The sequence below is a fragment of the Pseudomonas sp. S3_B11 genome (assembly GCF_054667715.1).
On record NZ_CP162749.1, the window covers coordinates 1,359,770 to 1,376,897 of the forward strand.

Below are 17,128 nucleotides of genomic sequence, written 5' to 3' on the forward strand. Positions count from 1 at the left end.
TCACCTGGGGTCAGTTGCTGTTGCTGCCTTTGTTGTCGACGCGGTAGCCGAAGCTGAACCCCACGCCCTGGAACAGCACTACGTCGGCCAGTTGTCTGGCCAGTTCGCCGGCGCTGGCTAGCTTGGTCTTGGGCACGAAAAGCATGTCTTCCGGTTGCAGGTAGGCGATCTGCGAGGCGTCACCGCTCAGGGCTTTTTCCACGTCATAGTGGCGGGCTTCGACCAGGTTGCCGTTGCGTCGCATGATCACCACCGAGTCGAGCCGGGCCTTGACGTTCGTGCCGCGGGCCAGCGTCAGGGCTTCGAGCACCGAGATCGGCCGGCGGATCGGATAGGAACCGGGCTGGGCCACTTCCCCGAGGACGTAGATCTCGTTGCCGGCGGTGGACTTGAGCAGCACATCGACGGTCATGTGGCCTGGCAACTGGGCGTAGCGCTCGTTGAGGAAGGTCTCCAACTGGTTGACCGTCATGCCTTGCAGCGGCACGGAACCGATTTCCGGGAAGCTGGCGTAACCATCCCTGCCCACGGTGATTTCCCGGCTCATGCCGGTGCCCGGGTGGGTCAAGGTGTTGCGCAAGTTGGTCTCGCCGGACAGCGGACTGGTCACCAGCACCGTCAATTGGTTGCGATTGGGCTGGAACAGCATTTTCTGGTCATAGGCACGCTGCACCGCCAGGCGGGCTTCGTCGGTGGTCAGGCCGGCGACTTTCACCGAGGTGTTGGCCCCAGGCAGTTCGATAGTGCCGTCGGGCATCACCTGTTGCGTACCGTTGAGCTGGCTGGCGGCCGTGAAGTTCAGGGCAACCTGGTCACCGGCCTGCACGCGATAGGCTTGGGAGCCGGTGGTGCTGATGTGGAAAATCACATCCAGCACGTCCTGGGGCCGCAGGGTCTGTTCGACCTTGGGCATGTCGGTGGCCTGGGCGTTGGCCGGCGGGGCCGTGAGGATCTGCACCGGCATCGAGCGGGTATCGGTATTGCTGGAGCAACCGGCAAGCGGCAGCAACAGCAGGACAAGCATTCTGGCGTTCATCTCGTCATCCTTTTGCAGGCTTACAGGTTGTTGTAGAGCCACTTGGGCATGTAGTACTTGCGGCGATTGAACACGCTGCCCACCACTTTCGCGCCGGCCTGGGACAGGCGCTGGCGGGCGGCCTGGGCCACTTCCCAGCGAGTGTCTTCACCGCGCACCACCAGCACCACGCCGTCGACCTGGGTGCTGAGCACCAGCGTGTCGCTGGCCGAATACACTGCGTCGGCGTCGATCACCACAAAGCGGTATTGCGCCGCCAGTTGCCTGAACAGTGGGCGCAGTCGCTCGGGGCTCAAGCGTTCGGCATTGCGACCCAGGCGCCCATGGGGCAACACGTCGAAGGGCAGGCTGGACGCCTGCACCACGCAGTCCTGCAACAGGGGCGGGGCGAGGCTGTTGAACAGCAGGTCGGTAAAACCGCGCTCCTTGTGCAACGACAGTTGCTGGCTGAGGTTGCGCGGTGACTGGCTGGCATCCACCAGCAGTACGCGACCGTTGCTCATCTGCGCCAGTTGAGCAGCCAGCGCCATCGCGCTGGTGCTGGTTCCGGTGCCGGTGTTGGCGGCCGTCAAAAGCAGGATCCGCAGGGAAGGGTCGAGCACGGTCGAGGTCAGGTTGGTCTCGCTCGGGCTTGCTATGGTCAGGATATTGGTTGAACCGTCCATTTAACTCGCTCCGTGGCCGCTGAAAACTTTGAAGGGGGTAATCATCAGGATCTTCAAATCCAGCCACAGGCTTTGTTCAGCGATATAGCTGAGGTCCAATTCCACACGCTGGTCGAAGTCGATATTGCTGCGCCCGGAGATCTGCCAAAGGCCGGTCATACCGGGATAGATGCTCAGGCGCACAAGATGGTTGTCCTTGTAGCGATAGGCGTTGAACGAGGTCGGCCGCGGGCCCACCAGGCGCATGTCGCCGGTCACTACATTGATCAGGTTCGGCAGTTCGTCGAGGCTGCTGCGTCGCAGGAACCGGCCGATGGGCGTGATGCGCGGATCGTTGTCGATCTTGAAGTCGATGGCATCGGCGCCGTGTTTGTTGAGGTGGCGCAGCGACTCCTTGAGAGCCTCGGCGTCGGCAACCATGGTGCGGAACTTGTACATGCCGAAGACTCGGCCGCGATAACCGGTGCGCTTCTGCACGAACAGCACGGGACCGGGGCTGGAAAACTTGATCAGCAGCGCCAGGCCCAGCAGCAGTGGGCAGAGCATCAGCAGGATCGCCAGGGCGCCGAGGCAGGCCACTACGCGGTTGGTGCGCGAGACGGTCCAGGGCCGACCACCGTCGCGACCGGTCAACCAACCTCGGCCCTGACGGTGGATGGCCGCGTCCAGGCGCCTGCGGTGGTCGGGATCGACACGCTTGTCGCGTCCGGGGGCGTTGATCTCGATGACTTGCTCATGTCGGGTCATGGATTCCTCCGCTGAGGTTGGGCCGCAAGCGGTCAGTCGCGAGCGGTGCGTGGGCAGGCCGTGCGTAGTAATCGAGGAACCACTGGATGAAGCGGCCCAGGCCTTCGTCCAGTTCGATACGCGGCTTGAAACCGGTGGCCCGTGCCAGGTCGCTGGCATCGGCGCAGGTGTTGAGCACATCCCCCGCTTGCAGGGGCAGTAGTTCGATGCGGGCGGTTTGTCCCAGGTGCTTTTCCAGCAGTGCGACATAGCTGCGCAGCGCCACCGGGTGCTGCCCGCCGATGTTGTAGATCCGCCAGGGCGCACGGCTGGTGGCCGGGTCCGGTTGTTCGTGATCCAACAGGGGGGTGACCTGGGGCGCACGGTCGATCAGGCGGGCGATGCTTTCGACGATGTCGTCGATGTAGGTGAAATCGCGTTGGTGCTCGCCATGATTGAACAGCTGCAGCACACGGTCTTCGACGATGGCGCGGGCAAACTGGATCGGCGACATGTCCGGGCGGCCCCAAGGGCCGTACACCGTGAAAAACCGCAGGCCGGTGCAGGGAATGCCGAACAGGTGGCTGTAGCTGTGGGCCATCAGTTCGTTGGCTTTTTTGCTGGCTGCGTACAGCGACAGCGGATGGTCGACGTTGTCCTGCACCGAATAAGGCGTGCGCGGGTTGGCGCCGTATACCGAGCTTGAGGAGGCGTAGATCAGGTGCTTGACCGGATAGCGACGGCAGTTCTCCAGGATGTTCAGGAACCCGGTGATGTTGCTGTCTACATAGGCCTGCGGGTTTTCCAGGGAGTAGCGCACGCCGGCCTGGGCGGCGAGGTGAATCACTACGTCCGGCCGCCGGGTCTGGAACAGTTCGTCGATGGCCGGCGCGTCGACCAGGTCGATCCGCGCCAGGGGGAACTCGCCAGCCTGGTCGTTTACCCAGGTCACACGGTCGTGCTTGAGCTGCGGGTCGTAGTAGTCGTTGAAATTGTCCAGCCCGCACACCCGATGGCCGTCGCGCAGCAGTCGCAGCACGACGTGGGCGCCGATGAAACCGGCCGCGCCGGTGACCAGGATGTTCATGCTTGTGACCCGGGCAGCGGGGTGCCCGGCACGGTGTGCCGCAGCCCGATACCGCGATACAGCAGCCCGGCGGCGGCCAGGTGTTCGGGGTTGTACAGGTTGCGGCCATCGATGATCACCCGGGCGCGCAGCTTGCTGGCCAGCAGGTCGAAGTCCACCACGCGAAAATTTTTCCACTCGGTGCAGATCACCAGGGCGTCGGCGTCTTCCAGGGTGTCGTCGCGGGTGGCGCACAGGTTCAGGTCCTTGCGATAGCCGTAGAGGCGCCGGCATTCGGACATGGCTTCCGGGTCATAGGCGTGGACCCGGGCGCCTTCGCGCCACAGTGCTTCCATCAGGTAGCGGCTGGGGGCTTCGCGCATGTCATCGGTGTTGGGCTTGAATGCCAGGCCCCAGATGGCAATCGATTTGCCGGCCAGGCCATCCTGGAATTGCGTCGCCAGTTTCTCGAAGAGGATGTGCCGCTGGCTGTCGTTGACATCGGTGACGCTGCGCAACAAGCGCAGTGGCATGCCGCTTTGTTCGGCGGTGTGGAGCAAGGCCCGCAGGTCCTTGGGAAAGCACGAGCCGCCAAAACCGCAGCCGGGGTAGATGAAGTGGTAACCGATGCGTGGGTCCGAACCGATGCCTTTGCGCACTGCTTCGATGTCGGCGCCCAGCCGTTCGGTGAGGTTGGCCAGTTCGTTCATGAAGCTGATGCGGGTGGCGAGCATGGCATTGGCGGCGTACTTGGTCAGTTCGGCGCTGCGGTTGTCCATGAACATCAGTTTTTCGTGGTTGCGGCAAAAGGGCGCGTAGAGCTCCGTCATCTGGTCGCGGGCCAGCGGGTCGGCGGTGCCGACGATGATCCGGTCGGGGCGCATGCAATCGGCAAGCGCACTGCCTTCCTTGAGAAACTCGGGGTTGGACACCACCCGCACGTTCAACTGCTTCAGGCCCCGCCGCGCCAACGCCTGGCGGGCGCATTCGGCCACCTTGTCGGCCGTGCCCACCGGCACTGTGGACTTGATGACCAGGGTGCGGTCGCTGTCCATGAAATCGGCGATTTGCTTGGTGACGGCCAGCACATGGCTCAGGTCTGCCGAGCCGTCTTCATCGGCGGGGGTGCCGACGGCGATGAAAATCAGTTCGCCATGGTTGACCGCGTCGCTGGCCTGGGAACTGAACGACAAGCGTCCGGACTTGATGTTGTCTTCGAGCAAGCTGGACAACCCCGGCTCGCTGATGGTGGGTACGGCTTGTTGCAGTTGCTGGATTTTTTTCGGGTCGATGTCGATGCACAGAACGCGGTGTCCGACGTCGGCCATTGCGGCCGCCTGGATCAACCCTACATACCCCGTACCAAATACGCTCACGTCCATTTTTGGCGCGCCTCGTAAACCGGTTGATGTAACTCGGATGAAACTGTTTAGAGGGGTATAGCGCAGCTTCAGAAAAGCGTGTCAGCAAAATGACAGTTGTCAGTGTTGGCAATTCAAGTGAAATCGGGCCTTTTGATATCAAGTCCTTGACTGTCTTAGTAAAGTGGCTGTTTTATTGGGCTTAACGGGAATTTGACAAAGCGATAAACGGTAGTAATCCATAGTTTTTTACATTTTGTGACGGGTTTTCGTGTCATTTTTGGGGTAACTTTTTTTTGACGCGTGGTGCGGTGAAGCATTTCTTGCGCTTTGAAAAACGGCTGCTAACGTGCAGGAACGAAGTGCTTTTGACACGGTGATCTGGTCGAGGAAAACATGGTCCGCTACCTCAAGGAATTGCTGCTGGTTCTGTACCTGCTCAAGGGATACGACTATTACCTCGACCGTCTCAACGCGTTGGGCCTGGGGTTAGCAACGCTGCTGTTCGGCGCCATGTTCGCGGTGCTGGTGCTGGCGCTGTGGATGACTGCCTACATACGCCAGACCCTGGTGAGGCATGTGTTTGCCTTGGCGATGTTTGTTTCAGCAGTGTTTTTCGAGGTGTACACCCGGGTCACGGACAGTTACCTGACCTATAGCCAGTTCGTTTCGCTGGTGTACTCGGGGGGATTTATCCAGGAGGCGGCTTATCAGTACCGCGAGGTGATTGTCAGCGCGGTGATCAGCGGCTTGCTGCTGTTGTTCGGTATCGCGCTCAAGCCTCGGCGGTCGGTGCGATTGCCCGGTTATCTGCCGATAGCGGCGCCGGTGCTGGGCGTGTTGTTGCTCAGTGGCGTGTTGTTCCTGCGGGCGGGCGAGGGTGCGCGCGGCCTGCCGGTGATGTACACGCCGTTGGCCTATTTGAATCTGTTTGCCTACGAGTCCTTGCACAACACCATTGGCCCTCGGGAGCCGGTCACCCTGGTGCGACGGTCGTCTTCGATCGAGCAGGATATCGTGCTGATCATCGATGAAAGCGTTGGCGGCAATTACCTGGATATCAACGCGCCATTCGGCGTGCACACCGGCCTGAAGACGCCGCCCGAGGGCGTGGATATCTTCAATTTCGGCTATGCGGCCTCCATCGCCAATTGCAGCGCCGACACCAATGTCACCCTGCGCTATGGCGGCACGCGCGCCGACTACATGCGCATCAACAGCACCCGGCCGTCGATCTGGCAATATGCCAAAAAGGCTGGTTTGCGTACCGTCTACATCGACGCCCAGCGCACTGGCGGCTACCTGCAGAACCTGATGACCGAGCTGGAAAAACAGGACATCGACGAATTCGTCCAATTCGACCATACCAGCGTGCGCGACCGCGACATGGCGGCTGCGGCGAAGTTGATCGAACTGCTGGGCGACGACCAGGCTGAACTGGTGGTGATCAACAAGGTGGGGGCGCATTTCCCGGTACACGACAAATACCCCGACGACTTCATGACCTACCGTCCGGCCTTGCCGCGAGGGCAGTTCCAGGAAGTGGCGGACACGGGCAGCCGCGATGGCTTCAACGGCCAGAAAGATGACTGGTTGCTGTACCGCAACGCTTACCAGAACACCCTGCTGTGGAACGTCGGCGAGTTCTTCAAGCGAATCTTCCAGCAGGGCGATTTGAGCCATGCCGTGTTGATCTACACCTCCGACCACGGCCAGGACCTGCACGAGCGCGGCAACCCCGGGCTCAACACCCATTGCGGCGGTGACCCGGTGGCGGAGGAGGGGTTAGTGCCGTTGGTGGTGATCCAGGGCTCGCAGTTGCATGCCTTGGATTGGCGCCGAGCCTGGGCACAGAACAAAGACCGCTCCAGCCACTACAACATCTTCCCGACGCTGTTGCAGTTGATGGGGTACGACCCGGCCGGGGTTGAATCGGCCTACGGGAAATCCCTGAGCCAACCGACCGATGATGATTTCACTTTCAACTATCGCTTCAATGCGCGGTTGGGGGCGAAACCGGCTTGGAAACACATCGACTTGGGCGACATCGTGACACCGCAGTCCGGCCAGGTTGAGATGGCGGTGGGGCATTGACTGGCGCTGAGCTCTTGTTGATTGAGTACATATCTATTGCCGCGGTAACGGCCACTTAGGGTTTCGCCCTTACGGCAACTCACTTTTTTTCAGACGCCAAAAAAAGTAAGCAAAAAAGGCTTGCCCCACCACTCGGCACCTCGCTTAGGCTCGGTGTGCCCTCACTCCGGCATTGCTCCGTGGGCCGCCGCGAAGGGCCATCCATGGCCCAGCGCGGCTAACCCGGCATCCATGCCGGGTTGCCCACTGCGCAATGCCTGCGTTCGGCCAGCGTGGTTAACGGGGCGTCCAGATCAAGATCCAAAGCAAGAGCAAGAGCGGGCACATGCCGGCATCTATGTGGCTGAACCACCGCTATCGCGAGCAAGCTCGCTCCCACATTGGGTCTTCAGAAGCCACAAACTTTATGTACACCGCAGCCCCTTGTGGGAGCGGGCTTGCCCGCGATGAGGCCGGCATATCCAACATCTTCATCGACTGTGACACCGCCTTCGCGAGCAGGCTCGCTCCCACATTGGATCTTCAGCAGACACAAACTCCATGTGCACCTGGCCCCCCTGTGGGAGCGAGCTTGCTCGCGATGAGGCCGGTACATCCAACATCTTCATCGACTGTGACACCGCCTTCGCGAGCAGGCTCGCTCCCACATTGGGTCTTCAGAAGCCACAAACTTTATGTACACCGCAGCCCCCTTGTGGGAGCGGGCTTGCCCGCGAAGAGGCCGGCACATCCAACATCTTCATCGACTGTGACACCGCCTTCGCGAGCAGGCTCGCTCCCACATTGGATCTTCAGCAGACACAAACTCCATGTGCACCTGGCCCCCCTGTGGGAGCGAGCTTGCTCGCGATGAGGCCGGTACATCCAACATCTTCATCGACTGTGACACCGCCTTCGCGAGCAAGCCCGCTCCCACAGGGGAAACGCGGTCCCACCAAGAACCAGGTCGGCTGTTAGGCCGCCTCGCGGCGGGCCCACGGAGCAATGCCGGAGTGAGGGCATGCCGAGCCTAAGCGAGGCACCAAGTGGTGGGGCAAAAGCGTTTTGCTTACTTTTAACTGGGCCGGCTTCCGGGCTTCTCAAAAGTGAGCCGCCGTCAGGGCGGAACCCTAAGTCGCCGTTACCGCAGCAACGGATATACACCCCAACCCGACGAGCAAATACCCAGCCTCTGTGGCATCTACCTCGTCGTAGCTGTTCTGGTTGCTGAGTATCAGGCAGGTTCATCCCGGGTGGGGCCCATCACTCAACTCCGCTATCCTGAGCCTCACGTTCATTCATCGAGCCTTTTCATGCTTGAAGTCCGCGATGTCTTCAAAAGCTACCCCACGCCCCAAGGCCCATTGCCGGTGCTGCAAGGTATCAACCTGACCCTGATGCCCGGCAGCAGTCTGGCGCTGATGGGGGAGTCGGGCAGTGGCAAGAGCACCTTGCTGCATCTGGTCGCTGGGCTGGACAAGGTCGATCGCGGCAGCATTCGCAGTGGCGAGTATCGGCTAGATGGCATGAGTGAAAGCCAGTTGGCGAATTGGCGACGCACGGAAATCGGCTTGGTGTTCCAGCAGTTCAACCTCATCAGCAGCTTGTCGGTGGAGGACAACCTGGCGTTCCAGGCGCGTCTGTGCGGTCGTTATGACGCAGCTTGGCAAGCCCATCTGGTGCAGCGGCTCGGGCTTTCGGCGCTGTTGCGGCGTTATCCCGAGCAACTGTCCGGCGGTCAGCAACAGCGGGTGGCGCTGGGGCGGGCGTTGGCCTCGCGACCGCCCTTGTTGCTGGCCGATGAACCCACCGGCAGCCTCGACGAAGCCACCAGCGACGAAGTGCTGCAACTGCTGCTTGAACTGCTGGAGGGGAGCCCCACCAGTCTGCTGATGGTGACCCACAGTCCACGGGTGGCGGCTCGCCTGGCCCAGCGCGTGGTGTTGCACGGCGGGCAGTTGGCGCAGGTGGCCCAGGGGTGATGATTTTTCGCCAGACCCTCAAGGCCCTGCTCAGCCATTGGCGCCAACACCCGGTGCAATTCTTCAGCGTACTGACTGGCCTGTGGCTGGCCACCAGCCTGCTCACTGGCGTGCAGGCGCTGAACAGTCAGGCCCGGGACAGCTACGCCCGGGCCAGCCAATTGATCGGCGGCGAACCCCAGGCCAGCCTCAGTGCACCCGGTGGCGGCACCTTCCCCCAGCAATGGTTTGTCGAGTTGCGGCGCCAGGGCTGGCCGGTGTCGCCAGTGTTGCAGGCTCGGGTGCTGCTCAAGGACCAAGAGGATCAGCGTCTGCAACTGATGGGCATCGACCCGGTGTCGCTGCCGCCCGGTGCCGCGCTGGCGGGGCAGGCACGAGAGATGAGCGAGGTGGTGGCCTTCTTTACCGACCCCGGCCGCACCTGGATCGCCCCGCAAACCTTGCAAGCCCTGGGGCTGACCGAGGGGGACCGCCCCCGGAGCGTCGATGGGCAATCCCTGCCACCGCTGCATGCCCAGGAGGACATGGCGCCGGGCGTGCTGTTGATGGACATCGGTTTTGCCCAACAGGTACTCGGATTGCCGGAGCAACTGTCACGGCTGCTGTTGCCTGCCACGTTCAGCGCCGCGTTACCGGAAGCGTTCAACGGTCGCCTGCAACTCAAGCACGCCGATGAAGAAAACAACCTGTCGCGCCTGACCGAAAGTTTTCACCTGAACCTCGACGCCTTGGGTTTTTTATCCTTCGTGGTGGGGCTGTTCATCGTTCACGCGGCCATTGGCCTGGCCCTGGAGCAACGCCGCAGCCTGTTGCGAACACTGCGCGCCTGTGGCGTCAGTGCGCGGGTACTGGTCACCAGCCTGACCATCGAATTGGGCGCGTTGGCCTTGCTGGGCGGGATCGCCGGGGTGCTCAGCGGCTATTGGCTGGCGAGCCTGTTGTTGCCCGATGTCGCGGCGAGCCTGCGGGGGTTGTACGGCGCCGAAGTGGCCGGACACTTGAACCTCAGCCCATGGTGGTGGTTCAGCGGTGTCGGCCTGAGTCTGCTCGGTGCGTTGCTGGCCGGCGCTGACAGTCTTTTGCGGGCGGCGCGCCTGCCCTTGCTGGCGCTGGCCAACCCCCAAGCCTGGCACCAGGCCCATGCGCGATGGCTGCGACGCCAGGGGTGGGTGGCTACGGTGGCGGCGTTGATTGCCGCATCGGCGTTGATCTGGGGCGATAGCCTGGCCAGCGGTTTTGTCCTGATGACCGCCTTGTTGCTGGGGGCGGCGCTGGCCTTGCCGGTGTTGCTCAACAGTGCGCTGAAGCGGCTGTTGCGCCGCAGCCGCTCGGTGCTCGGGCAGTGGTTTCTTGCCGATTGCCGCCAGCAATTGCCGACGCTGAGCCTGGCGTTGATGGCCTTGTTGCTGGCGCTGGCGGCAAACATCGGCGCTGGCAGCATGACCGCCGGTTTCCGCCAGACTTTCAGCAACTGGCTCGAACAACGGTTGACCGCCGAGCTGTACATCAACCCGCAGACCCCGGCCCAGGCGGAGGAACTGCACGCCTGGCTCAAGCAGCAACCGGCGATCACTGCCATCGTTCCCCTCTGGCAAGTCTCGGTCCCGTTGCAGGGCTGGCCGACGGATATCCACGGCATCATCGATCATCCCCACTATCGACAGCATTGGCCGCTGCTGGAATCGGCCGGCGACAAGCCGTGGGAGCAACTGGCTGCCGCCGACACCCTCATGCTCAGCGAACAACTGGCCCGGCGCCTCAAGGTGAGTATCGGCGATCAGTTGACCCTGCCGACGCCGCAGGGGCCATGGGCACTGCGAATCGTCGGCATTTACGCCGACTACGGCAATCCCAAGGGCCATGTGCTGGTCAACGTCGACCACTTGCTGGCGCACTGGCCGAACCTGACGCCGAACCGTTTCAACCTGCGCATCGAACCGTCCGAGATCCCGGCGCTACTGACAGCGTTGCAAGGCCGGTTCAGCCTGGATGACAGCCGCATCGTCGACCAGGCCCGGCTCAAGGGCTGGTCGACCCAGGTGTTCGAACGCACCTTCGCCGCTACCGCCGCCCTCAACAGCCTGACCCTGGCGGTGGCCGGGGTGGCGTTGTTCATCAGCTTGCTGACTCAGAGCCAGAGTCGTCTCGGCCAGTTGGCGCCGCTGTGGGCGCTGGGGGTGACGCGCCGGCAGTTGATGCTGCTCAACCTCGGCCAGACCTGGCTGTTGGCGCTGCTGACCTTGGTCCTGGCGTTGCCGCTGGGCATCGCCCTGGCCTGGTGCCTGGACACGGTGATCAACGTGCAGGCCTTCGGTTGGCGCCTGCCGTTGCGGGTGTTCCCGTTGCAACTGGTGCAGTTGCTGGCCCTGGCGATGCTCGCCACGCTACTGGCATCGGCCTGGCCGCTGTATGCGCTGTACCGCACGCAGCCGGCGGATTTGCTGAGGACTTTTGCCCATGAAGATTAGAGTCGGCGTGTTGCTGCTGCTGGCGTTGCTCAGCGGTTGTGATGACTCCGCGCCAGCGCAAAAGGGCTTTGCCGGCCTCGGCGACCAAGCTGTCGCGTTCACGCCGGTTGTGCCTGGGCGGGTGTTCAGTTTCCCCGCCGACCATGGCCTTCATGAAGGTTTTCGCATCGAGTGGTGGTACGTCACCGCCAATCTCAAGGATGCCCAGGGGCATGAGTTCGGCGTGCAATGGACGCTGTTTCGCAGTGCCTTGAGTGCCGCACCCCAGGCCGGCGGCTGGCGCAACCAGACGATCTGGCTCGGCCACGCGGCGGTCACATCCGCCACCGTGCACCATGCCGCCGAGCGTTATGCACGAGGCGGGGTGGGGCAGGCCGGGGTGCAGGCGGTGCCCTTCAATGCCTGGATCGACGACTGGCAGTTCGGTACCCAGGCTTCAGAGGACGAGCCGTTGGCGGACATGCAATTGAAGGCGCGCGACCCACGTTTCAGCTATGCATTGCGGCTGACGTCGAGCCGGCCGCTGGTGTTGCAGGGCGATCAAGGTTTCAGCCAGAAATCCGAACAGGGGCAGGCGTCGTACTACTACAGCCAGCCGTTCTTCCAGGCCAGCGGTGCATTGGAAATCGATGGCCAGCGTTACGCGGTCAGCGGCCCGGCCTGGCTCGACCGCGAATGGAGCAGCCAGCCCCTGACCGCAAACCAGACTGGCTGGGACTGGTTTTCCCTGCACCTGGACAACGGCGAGCACCTGATGCTCTACCGCATGCGCCACAAGGACGGCGCGCCGTATCTCACGGGCACCTGGATCGACGCCCAGGGCCAAGCGCAAACCCTGCACGCCGGGGAAATCAGTCTCGTGCCTCAGGAAACCGCCAAGGTCGCCGGACGCTCTATGCCGGTCGGCTGGGCGATCAAGATCCCCAGCAAGCAACTCGACATCACCCTCCACGCGCTCAATCCCAATGCCTGGATGAACCTGCGCATTCCCTATTGGGAAGGACCGGTGCGACTGCGTGGCAGCCAGGGCGGCACCGGTTACCTGGAAATGACCGGCTACTGAGAATCGCCGGAACTCCCCGCGAACGCCGACCCTCATAGTTTATGAATGTCTCGCAGGAGCCCGTCATGAGCGATGACCTCAAACTTCCGTCGCTGGCCGATTGGCAGCGATTGTTCGACGACAAGGCCTACTGGCAGCAGTCCCCCGATGCTCACTTCACCGAACTGATGCGGGTGGCCAATGACCTGTTCGGTCAGGGCGCCATCGACCTGGCGCAGTGGCAGGTCTTGAAGACCAAGGCCGAACAACTGCACCAGCGCTCTCCGGATGCCAACGTCGCTGAAGAAGTCGCCGACCCCGACGCCTGATCCCAGGCCTGAAAGATTCAAGGAGTTCGCCATGCAGCACCGCCCCGATCAAACCCGGCAAAACCCCGACGCCCCGGCATTGCCCGGTGAAGTGGAACGCGATAACGATGCCTTGCGGCCCAATGATCCGGCCAAGCGTAAACAACAGCACGGCGACCCTGAGGCAGGGGATACCGATGCGCAGAAAACCGGTCGGCGTGGCTGAGGTTTGTCACGTCGACCGGCATTAAAAAAAGTTTTTTAATGACTGTTTAACTTTGTTTGGATGTGTTCGCGGCAGATAACTTTTGTACTTGTTCTTGTTTTTGTATAGCTGCTGTACAGCGCTATGTAGCGGTGCCGTCCAAACACAAGATCATGGCGAGGGAGCTGGCTCACGCTTTGCTGTGTAGGAGCCGCGGAGGAGCGGCGTAGGAGCTGTCGAGTGCAACGAGGCTGCGATCTTTCCCCAAACACTTGAATCTCAAGCGAAAGATCAAAAGATCGCAGGCTTCGCCAGCTTTCAGAAATCGCGGAGATAGTTGTAACAATGAATAATTATTTAAACGGGCGCGCGGACATATTCGGAAAGTTCCATTATTATTATTCGCGTTCGCCCAGTGTCAGGCTCTTTACCAGTGCATGGATTGCCGAGGCCATCGCACTGGGCGAACACCACCCTGAATCAACAACTATCGATTATTTTCAACTGCACATCGACCTGCAGAATTGGCCGATGCGTGAGTGGCTGCCTCCGATTCAACCAGCGGCCGGCGAGCGCCAGTCATCGGAGCCCGAGGTACCGCTGACTTCGTGGGTCCAGGTGATTTTGCGATACGTGAAGTGCACGTCCTCCAGATGGGTGAAGTGTGAGTTTTCCGGGTTCTGGCAGTTGAGCATGTAGTCCTTGATATCGACGATGATCGCGTCCTCCAATGTGGTGGTGTAGTAGTGCTCCTGGGTGCCTGCAGCCGAAGTGCGGTACCACTGGATCTTGACTTCCTCCAGGCGTTCGCCGCTCGTCAGGGCGACCTGAAGCAGTGGCGAGGCTTTGTCGAATACCTTGGTGATGGTCAGGGGTTTGTGTATGCGCTGACCGGTTGGCTGACCGGATTGAGGGTCGCGAGGGATGGTCACTTGGTGCTCGAAAGCCTGCACCATGACCTGATCTTCATGACCCTCTTGATAGGTGTTGCCCACTGAATCGGCGGTAAACGCACCGGTAGTGATCAGGCCTTGTTTAGTGCCTTTAACGGACATGTACGCGGGGGTAGCCAATGGATGCTCTCCTTCCTGGATAACGATAGGGCCTGGGACGGGAGTCGCCCCGAGGTGGCCTCACGGATATCAAGAGCTATGCCATTTTTTAAAAATCTATATATATCAATAGGTTGGTCTTCTATCGGGAAGCGCCTCCCTGCAGGCAAGCGAGAAATCGCTCAGAGGTTTGCTCGGCCCATTGCAGTTCCTCGCGGCCCGATCAGACACCGCGATACCCGGGCCGGGTGACTGAGAAAGGCGCGCTGCGCGCACACCTCTCAGGCAGTTTTTTGCCGTTTTGTCCTTCAGCTTATTCCTACACGCGCAATGCAGACCGGCACTCATCGATGGAGCGCTGTTGCGTCTGGGCGTACAGCCACAGCTCATCGATGGTCGCTCGTCCCAGCGCCTCTTCGAAGGCCTGGCGATTGGACTGGCCGGCATAATGACTCTGGGCGGCATCGCCGAGGTTCGACTGGAAAATGCCGGCGGCGCTGACGGGCAGGAAGTCCTCGTACACCAAGGGTTCGGCGCGCAGGTATTGCTGTTCAAGCAAGTGCTCCAGGGAGACGGCTTGCTCAAGTGTGCCCTTGGCGGCGAGGCCCTTGGGGGTGACGAAATAGCGGAAGTACGCCAATGCCTGTCGGCGCAGTTCGTCGTGGTTGTCAGGGAATTCGACAAAGTGTTCGGCCATCAGCCGGTTGTAGCGTTCGGCGTTGGCTTCGTTGGGAAACTCCCCCAGCGCATCACGCGCGGCGTTCAGCAATTGATCGTAGAGCGCGCGGCCCTTGGGCGTGAGGGCGGCGCCGCGTTGTTCGATTTCGCCGAAGCGGGCGCTGTGGCTGCCTTGGGACTGTGGCTGGTCGGTGAAGGCGACGGGTTCGTCGAGTGCCTTGAAACTGGTCTGGCGCAGCAGGATCGGGCATTGGCGGCGGGGTGGGCCTTCGATCACGGCCTTGGGGGTAATGCCGTGCATGGGCATCCGGGCCTGGACGATGTCGATGTCCAGGGTGCGCGGCGTCAGATGATTGATGTGCGGGCCCTTGAACGCCACCACGTCGGCGATCAGGCGATGCTGGGCGCTCAATTGTCGGTACTGTTCGGCGGTGACGGTGGCGCTGTGGTGCCAGCGAAAGGTTTCCAGGGCCTGTAGGACGAAGTCCTCAGCCTGGGACTCGCTCAGCCCTCCCTGGTGTTCGGCCAGCTCAATGAGCTCAAGGGCGCTGGGGGTGAAGATCTGTCGTTTGTCCAACACCGACTCGGCAAAGGCCCGAAGCTCGGCGTTCTCGATCAGTTCCAGGCGCAGCAGCGAGGTAAACACCCGGAACGGGCTGATCTGCAACGCGCTTTCGTGCACGGCGCGAAAGGCGGTGGAATGCACCGGCACCCCGGCAGGCGTGAGGTCGTAGTAGCCCACCGGCTGCATGCCCATGACCGCGAACAGACGCCCCAGGGTCGCCAGCTCGGCGGCGGTGCCGACGCGGATCGCGCCGTGGCGTTCCAGGTCCAGGCGCTCGAGTTCGCCGGTGCTGCGCAGGTGTGCGGCCAGGACCGGGTCTTCGGCCAGCACCTGGGCGTTGGTGTGCTCCACCAGCTTCATCAGGGCGCCATACAGCGGCACCTCGTCGCGGTACATGTCGGACATCGCCCTGGAGAAGCGTTGGCGGATCAGGTCGGGGCTGACGAAGCTCATCGTAAGAATTCCTGGCGAGGGCTGTGGGAAAGATAGACGAAAGATCGCAGCCTTCGCCGGCCCCGGCAAACGAAGAATCTTCAGGACTTCATTCTGCCAGGGACTGATCCACCAGCTCGATCCAGTGCCGCACGGGCGTGCGACCGGCGCCGTCGAGGTGGTTCTGGCAGCCGACGTTGGCAGTGACGATCAACTCCGGCTGGCCGCTTTCCAGCGCATTGAGGCGGTTGTCCCGCAGTTGCCGCGCCAGGGCCGGCTGGGTCAGTGAATAGGTGCCGGCCGAGCCGCAACACAAATGGCCGTCGGGCACCTCGGTGAGGTTGAAACCCAGCCGCGTCAGCAGCGCCTCGATGCTGCCGCCGAGTTTCTGCGCATGTTGCAAGGTGCAGGGACAATGCACGGCAATGCGCTGGTTCCTGGCCGCGCAGATCTGTTCCAGTGGTTCCTTGCCGAGCACTTGCACCAGGTCCAGCGCCCGTTCACTCACCTGTCTGGCCTTGGCGGCGTAGGCCGGGTCATGTTCCAGCAGGTGTCCATAGTCCTTGATGAATGCGCCGCAGCCGCTGGCCGTCTGGACGATGGCTTCAGCGCCGTTTTCCAGGTGTGGCCACCAGGCGTCGATATTCTGTCGGGCGCGATCCAGCCCAGTGGCCTGGGCGTCGAGGTGATAATCCAGGGCGCCACAGCAGCCGGCCTGCGCACAGTTGATCACGCTGATGCCGAGTCGATCCAGCACTCGTGCTGCCGAGGTATTGGTGTTGGGCGACAGGCCCGGTTGCACGCAACCTTCGAGCATCAACACCGTACGTCGATGCCGCAGAGGCGGGCGCTCGCCGTGAGGCGGGGAAGGGCGGGGCAACTTGGCGCTCAGGTTCGCTGGCAGCAACGGACGGAAGATCGCTCCAATACGCAGCAGGGCCTTGAACCGATCGGGGCTGGTGGCCAGGCTTCGCAGCCCCAGGCGCAGCGCGCGTTGGCCGGCGGGACGCGGCACGGCTTGGTCGACCACCGCCCGGCCGATGTCCAGCAGGTTGTGGTAATCCACGCCGGACGGGCAGGTGGTCTCGCAGTTGCGACAGGATAGGCAGCGATCCAGATGCAGCTGGGTGCTGGCCGTCGCCGGCTGGCCTTCGAGCACTTGCTTGATCAGGTAGATGCGTCCGCGCGGGCCGTCCAGTTCATCGCCGAGCAATTGGTAAGTGGGGCAGGTGGCATTGCAGAAGCCGCAATGCACGCAGCTGCGCAGGATCCGTTCGGCTTCTTCGGCGCGGGGTAGATTTTTGCTTTCCTCACTGAACCGAGTCTGCATAGGTAGTGTCCTGTATCACAAATGCTGTTTCTTTTTGACGGCGTCTGTTGTCGTCATGCTGCGTTGCCGCTCCTCGCCATAGCGGGCTATGACTCGTCGCGGCGCCTTGCCTGACGACAACAGCCACTCGTCAAAAAGG

Annotated in this window: 14 protein-coding genes; 6 read left to right on the forward strand and 8 right to left on the reverse strand. The window is 62.0% G+C overall.

Annotated features, from left to right (window positions below; translation table 11 throughout):
- Positions 1 to 10: 10 nt before the first annotated feature.
- Genes AB4O22_RS06415 through AB4O22_RS06435 form a run of 5 tightly spaced genes read right to left on the reverse strand, consistent with a single transcriptional unit; the run spans position 11 to position 4,875 of the window.
- On the reverse strand, positions 11 to 1,036 hold the full coding sequence (locus AB4O22_RS06415) for a polysaccharide biosynthesis/export family protein (protein ID WP_003203731.1): 1,026 nt from the start codon (positions 1,034 to 1,036) through the stop codon (positions 11 to 13).
- 20 nt (positions 1,037 to 1,056) lie between these two features.
- Complete coding sequence (locus AB4O22_RS06420) at positions 1,057 to 1,701, reverse strand: CpsD/CapB family tyrosine-protein kinase (RefSeq protein ID WP_003203727.1); 645 nt, start codon at positions 1,699 to 1,701, stop codon at positions 1,057 to 1,059.
- Positions 1,702 to 2,448 carry a sugar transferase gene (locus AB4O22_RS06425; RefSeq protein WP_003203726.1) on the reverse strand — a complete coding sequence of 249 codons (747 nt, stop codon included), beginning with the start codon at positions 2,446 to 2,448 and terminating at the stop codon, positions 1,702 to 1,704.
- Positions 2,435 to 3,514, reverse strand: a complete 1,080-nt coding sequence (locus AB4O22_RS06430; protein ID WP_460096003.1) for an NAD-dependent epimerase — start codon at positions 3,512 to 3,514, stop codon at positions 2,435 to 2,437. Before AB4O22_RS06430 ends, AB4O22_RS06425 begins: the two co-directional genes overlap by 14 nt.
- Positions 3,511 to 4,875: a UDP-glucose dehydrogenase family protein gene (locus AB4O22_RS06435; protein ID WP_223471384.1), complete on the reverse strand. Its 1,365-nt coding sequence runs from the start codon at positions 4,873 to 4,875 to the stop codon at positions 3,511 to 3,513. The genes AB4O22_RS06430 and AB4O22_RS06435 overlap by 4 nt, the downstream gene beginning before the upstream one ends.
- Positions 4,876 to 5,250: 375 nt before the next feature.
- Here AB4O22_RS06435 and AB4O22_RS06440 point away from each other — a divergent pair, with 375 nt between their 5' ends.
- From AB4O22_RS06440 to AB4O22_RS06465, 6 genes are all read left to right on the forward strand, one after another.
- A complete protein-coding gene (locus AB4O22_RS06440) occupies positions 5,251 to 6,948 on the forward strand; it encodes a sulfatase-like hydrolase/transferase (protein ID WP_460096004.1) in 1,698 nt (565 codons plus the stop codon).
- Between the two features lie 1,292 nt (positions 6,949 to 8,240).
- Positions 8,241 to 8,909 (forward strand): ABC transporter ATP-binding protein, encoded by a 669-nt coding sequence (locus tag AB4O22_RS06445; RefSeq protein ID WP_003203718.1) that lies wholly within the window; start codon positions 8,241 to 8,243, stop codon positions 8,907 to 8,909.
- On the forward strand, positions 8,909 to 11,377 hold the full coding sequence (locus AB4O22_RS06450) for an ABC transporter permease (protein WP_223471997.1): 2,469 nt from the start codon (positions 8,909 to 8,911) through the stop codon (positions 11,375 to 11,377). The genes AB4O22_RS06445 and AB4O22_RS06450 overlap by 1 nt, the downstream gene beginning before the upstream one ends.
- Entirely contained in the window at positions 11,367 to 12,440 is a 1,074-nt protein-coding gene (locus AB4O22_RS06455) for a lipocalin-like domain-containing protein (protein WP_460096005.1), read from the forward strand. Before AB4O22_RS06450 ends, AB4O22_RS06455 begins: the two co-directional genes overlap by 11 nt.
- A gap of 65 nt (positions 12,441 to 12,505) precedes the next feature.
- Complete coding sequence (locus AB4O22_RS06460; RefSeq protein WP_027912999.1) at positions 12,506 to 12,748, forward strand: hypothetical protein; 243 nt, start codon at positions 12,506 to 12,508, stop codon at positions 12,746 to 12,748.
- Between the two features lie 31 nt (positions 12,749 to 12,779).
- Entirely contained in the window at positions 12,780 to 12,953 is a 174-nt protein-coding gene (locus tag AB4O22_RS06465; RefSeq protein WP_003203710.1) for a hypothetical protein, read from the forward strand.
- 533 nt (positions 12,954 to 13,486) lie between these two features.
- Here AB4O22_RS06465 and AB4O22_RS06470 read toward each other — a convergent pair.
- From AB4O22_RS06470 to glcF, 3 genes are all read right to left on the reverse strand, one after another.
- Complete coding sequence (locus AB4O22_RS06470; RefSeq protein WP_053163011.1) at positions 13,487 to 14,005, reverse strand: Hcp family type VI secretion system effector; 519 nt, start codon at positions 14,003 to 14,005, stop codon at positions 13,487 to 13,489.
- Positions 14,006 to 14,303: 298 nt separating this feature from the next.
- On the reverse strand, positions 14,304 to 15,680 hold the full coding sequence (gene hglS / locus AB4O22_RS06475; protein WP_053163009.1) for a 2-oxoadipate dioxygenase/decarboxylase HglS: 1,377 nt from the start codon (positions 15,678 to 15,680) through the stop codon (positions 14,304 to 14,306).
- Positions 15,681 to 15,768: 88 nt separating this feature from the next.
- The gene (gene glcF, locus AB4O22_RS06480) at positions 15,769 to 16,989 is read right to left on the reverse strand and encodes a glycolate oxidase subunit GlcF (RefSeq protein WP_053163007.1); all 1,221 of its coding nucleotides are present in this window, start codon (positions 16,987 to 16,989) and stop codon (positions 15,769 to 15,771) included.
- Between the last annotated feature and the right edge of the window lie 139 nt (positions 16,990 to 17,128).